The 3,619-nt window shown below is 59.9% G+C and carries 5 protein-coding genes and 1 pseudogene; all 6 read left to right on the top strand.

The window, feature by feature from the left end; translation table 11 throughout:
- Positions 1-380 (top strand): annotated as a pseudogene (locus tag N7I30_RS21660) (copper oxidase); the annotation flags it as partial.
- Between the two features lie 45 nt (positions 381-425).
- Entirely contained in the window at positions 426-911 is a 486-nt protein-coding gene (locus N7I30_RS21655; protein ID WP_498641055.1) for a cupredoxin domain-containing protein, read from the top strand.
- Between the two features lie 31 nt (positions 912-942).
- The gene (locus N7I30_RS21650) at positions 943-1,332 is read left to right on the top strand and encodes a hypothetical protein (RefSeq protein WP_230789802.1); all 390 of its coding nucleotides are present in this window, start codon (positions 943-945) and stop codon (positions 1,330-1,332) included.
- An 86-nt stretch (positions 1,333-1,418) separates the two neighbouring features.
- Complete coding sequence (locus N7I30_RS21645) at positions 1,419-1,700, top strand: copper-binding protein (protein ID WP_187391802.1); 282 nt, start codon at positions 1,419-1,421, stop codon at positions 1,698-1,700.
- A 75-nt stretch (positions 1,701-1,775) separates the two neighbouring features.
- Positions 1,776-2,225: a DUF305 domain-containing protein gene (locus N7I30_RS21640; RefSeq protein WP_230789800.1), complete on the top strand. Its 450-nt coding sequence runs from the start codon at positions 1,776-1,778 to the stop codon at positions 2,223-2,225.
- Positions 2,226-2,288: 63 nt separating this feature from the next.
- Complete coding sequence (locus tag N7I30_RS21635; RefSeq protein ID WP_498641054.1) at positions 2,289-3,575, top strand: adenylate/guanylate cyclase domain-containing protein; 1,287 nt, start codon at positions 2,289-2,291, stop codon at positions 3,573-3,575.
- Positions 3,576-3,619 lie beyond the last annotated feature (44 nt).

The raw sequence follows: 3,619 nt of genomic DNA, 5'->3' as shown, positions 1-3,619 counted from the left end.
AGGCCAGGGTTGCGGCGAAGATCCGCCAGATCCAACCGGACTACATGCCGATGGGCGAAACCGGGATGGCCGAAATGTCTGAAATGGCGATGCCGTTGCCGGACAACACGATCCCGATGATGGCCGGCTGGGGGCAGTTCGGCTCCCTCGAGATGGGCGGCATGTTCACCGTGATGAAGGTTCGGGACGGGCTTGCGGCCGACGATTATGCCGATCCGGGCGATTACGAGTTTCCCGCCGGAACGGTGTCCTACGAGTGGACCGGCTCCCTCCCGGAAGCACCTGCCGCGCCGGCTGGCAGCGCTGACGGTGCCGCACTTCCCCACACGCCATCCGCCAGACGCGTCATGCCGGCTGGCGGCGATCATTCCGGCCATTGAGGCCGGGACGCAAGGGACACCAACCACAACCAAAGAGGACCATCCATGCGCAAACTTACGACGCTGCTGCTCGCCGCCTTGCCGCTTGCCCCCGCCACCGCCCTGGCGGCCGGGAGCCATTCGGGGGGACATGACGACGAGATGATGCTCGGCAAGCCGGCGGAGCCCGCGCAAGCGGGGCGAACGATCGCCGTGCGGATGCTGGAGACTGACGACGGCGAGATGCTGTTCGAGCCGTCGTCCATCGCGGTCAAGCGGGGCGAAACCGTGCTTCTGGACATCCGCAACGATGGCGAGCTTGAGCACGAGTTCGTCATGGACGAACAGGAGGCGATCCAGGAGCACAAGGGGCTCATGGAGAAGTTCCCGGAGATGGAGCACGCCGATCCGAACTCCGTGCGTCTGGCGCCCGGGGAGAGCGGCCAGATCGCCTGGACCTTCACGAATGACGGCAGCTTCGAGTTCGCCTGTCTGATCCCCGGCCACTACGAATCCGGCATGCACGGTCCGCTAGACGTGGCCGCCAAGTAATCTCAAACACTGAATACGAGGAATGTAACAAATGAAAAAGATTCTCATCGCGGCTATTTCGAGCACGCTGATCACCTCATCTGCCTTCGCCGGCGGGCTAGTGCCCGGATCGGAAGCTGGAATCGAAAGTCATGAGACTGCCGAACGCCTTGCGATAGCGAAAGGAGGAGGGCATATCCCGGCAAATTCGGTGGATCATACCATATTTAGTCATCCGCCTCAGACGTTCGGCTACAGCGTTCCAGATGCAGGCGTAAGCAACCACAACATCATTCCCGGCTCTGAATATGGGATTGAGAAGCTGGAGGAGACCAGAAGAGATCAGGTGCAGTCTGGGAGTTTCGCGACCGGAAAGGCAACTGCCCCGACCCCTCTCGGCTGGAACTTCCTCGTTCCCGGATCCGAGTATGGCCTGCTGTAATGCTGGTTATCGTTGGCCAGATGGAAGAGCGTCTGGCTAGCGACACTCGCGACCAAAGAAATCAAACCTTCTGAAGGAAAAATACGATGAAATTGACCAAAATTGCGACCTTCGCGTTCCTTGCGTTCTCTGTGGCGAGTCCTTCGATAGCCGCTGAATTCACCAAAGGAACCGTGCAGAAGGTCGACGCCAAAGCCAAGAAGCTGACGATCAAGCATGAGGAACTGGTCAATCTCGACATGCCGGCAATGACGATGGTGTTCGTCGTCGCCGATCCGGCGATGCTGGAAACGGCAAAGGAAGGTCAGGCGATCGAGTTCGTTGCGGAACGAGTTCGCGGCAAGTTGACCGTCGTCGAGATGAAATAACGGACTTTCCCGCCGGGCGGCACCAACCGCCCGGCGGGACCACGTCCCAAGTCCCACCATCCAGAGACCCGCACCATGAAATACTCGACCTTCGGCGCGATGATCGCGACCTCCACCATCGTGATGTTCGGACTGATGTATCTGAACACTTACAGCCTCGATCATATCCTTTTCAGCGAAACCCGGGCGTGGATGGCGATCGTCATGGGGGCGACAATGGCCGTCATCATGCTGGCCTTCATGCTCGGCATGTACCGGAACCGGACGGCCAATATCGCGATCTTCGCCGCTGCAATCATCGCCTTCGCCGGCTCGCTCTATCTCGTGCGCAGCCAGGACACGGTCGCGGACGTCGCCTGGATGAAAGCGATGATCCCGCATCATTCGATCGCTATCCTGACCAGCGAGCGCGCCAATATCTCCGATCCGCGCGTCCGCAAGCTCGCTGACGAGATCATCGAGGCGCAGCGCCGGGAGATCGGCGAGATGAAGGCTCTGATTGCCGATCTCGAGGGCCAGGACTGATTCGCTGAGTGACCTTCAAGATCGAAAACGGGAATCGTTTGCGGCGGAGCGCAATTCACACCGATGGCAGTAGTTGACTTTGCAGGGGAGGAACTTGATCGGACGATCATCCGGGTGGAATCCCGCAATGAGATGCGGACCGTCATCTGGCGGTTCTTCGCATTGGCGGTCTTTGCGATTTCGGTGGCCTTGGAACCGGACATCGAGAGCCATGGGATCCACCTGATACTGCTCGCCGCTTACACGGGCACGTCCTTCACCGCAGTGCTTCTCGTCGCGACAGGCGCGTTCCGAGCGAGTTTCAACTGGGTTTACGTGTTCATCGACGCGGTGCTTGTCGTCTACCTCGCAGCAGAGCACATGTTCATCCCGGGAATCTCGGTCTCCGATGCGCTGGCCACGCCAAGTCTCGCCATCGCGTTCGTCCTCCTGGCGCATGCCAGCATGCGAATGCGTGTCGGACCCGTCCTCTTCTTCGCAGCGATCGTGTCGCTCGGGTCTATCGTAACTGGGGCGATGTCACTCTTCGCTGACCCCTACCGATTGGGCCTCGCGCAGGAAGATCTCCAGGCGGCCAGTGTTCGGCTTCTGGCATTCGCCGCTGTTGCGGCCATCCAGATCATGCTGGTCGTGGACATCAAACGCTTGGTGAGATCAACGTTGTCGAAGTCGAGTGAGCGCGCCAACCTCGCTCGCTTCTTTTCTCCGGGGACAGCCGAACTCCTCGCTTCGAGAGGGTTGGGCGTTGGCCTGGCACGCCACGAGGCGGCCGTCATGTTCCTGGATATCCGCGGGTTCACCAGCCTCGCAGAGAAGATGCCCCTTGAGGAGGTCGCATCACTGCTATCGGACTTCAGGTACCGCGTCGTCGCGATGGTCTCTGAATACGGTGGCACCATCGACAAGTTCATCGGCGATGGGGTCATGGTCGTATTTGGCTTTCCCGCATCCAGCCAGCAGGACACCGCGAATGCATTCGACTGTTCCCAGCAGTTGATTCAGCAGCTTGACGCGTGGAGTGACCGACGTGTCGGCTCCGGTGAAGCTGCGCTGTCTTTCGGCATAGGCCTGCACCATGGGAGCGTCATTGGAGGCGTAATCGCCGCCGGGGCTCATAACGAATGCACTGTACTCGGCGACGCCGTAAACCTTGCGAGCCGGCTTCAGGCGATGTGTCGAAGCCTCGACGCGGATATCGTGATGTCGCGAGCCATGGCCGAGCGGTTGCATGAGCACCGGTTGGACGAACGCTGGACCGTGAAGTCCCGTGCAAGGATCCCTGGTCGGACTGGAATGTCGGATGTCGTCTACCTTCCATCTAGAGCAGATCCGGCCTATTCCGGTTCATAGCCGGCAGCGGCGAAATAGTTGGCGCATTCGTCTGGCTTGAAGAG

Origin of the sequence: Aurantimonas litoralis, assembly GCF_026153195.1 — a bacterium.
In the GTDB taxonomy this organism is placed as follows: Bacteria; Pseudomonadota; Alphaproteobacteria; order Rhizobiales; family Rhizobiaceae; genus Aurantimonas; species Aurantimonas coralicida.
Note: the sequence above shows the minus strand (reverse complement) of the source record. Positions and strands in the feature narration are given on the sequence as shown.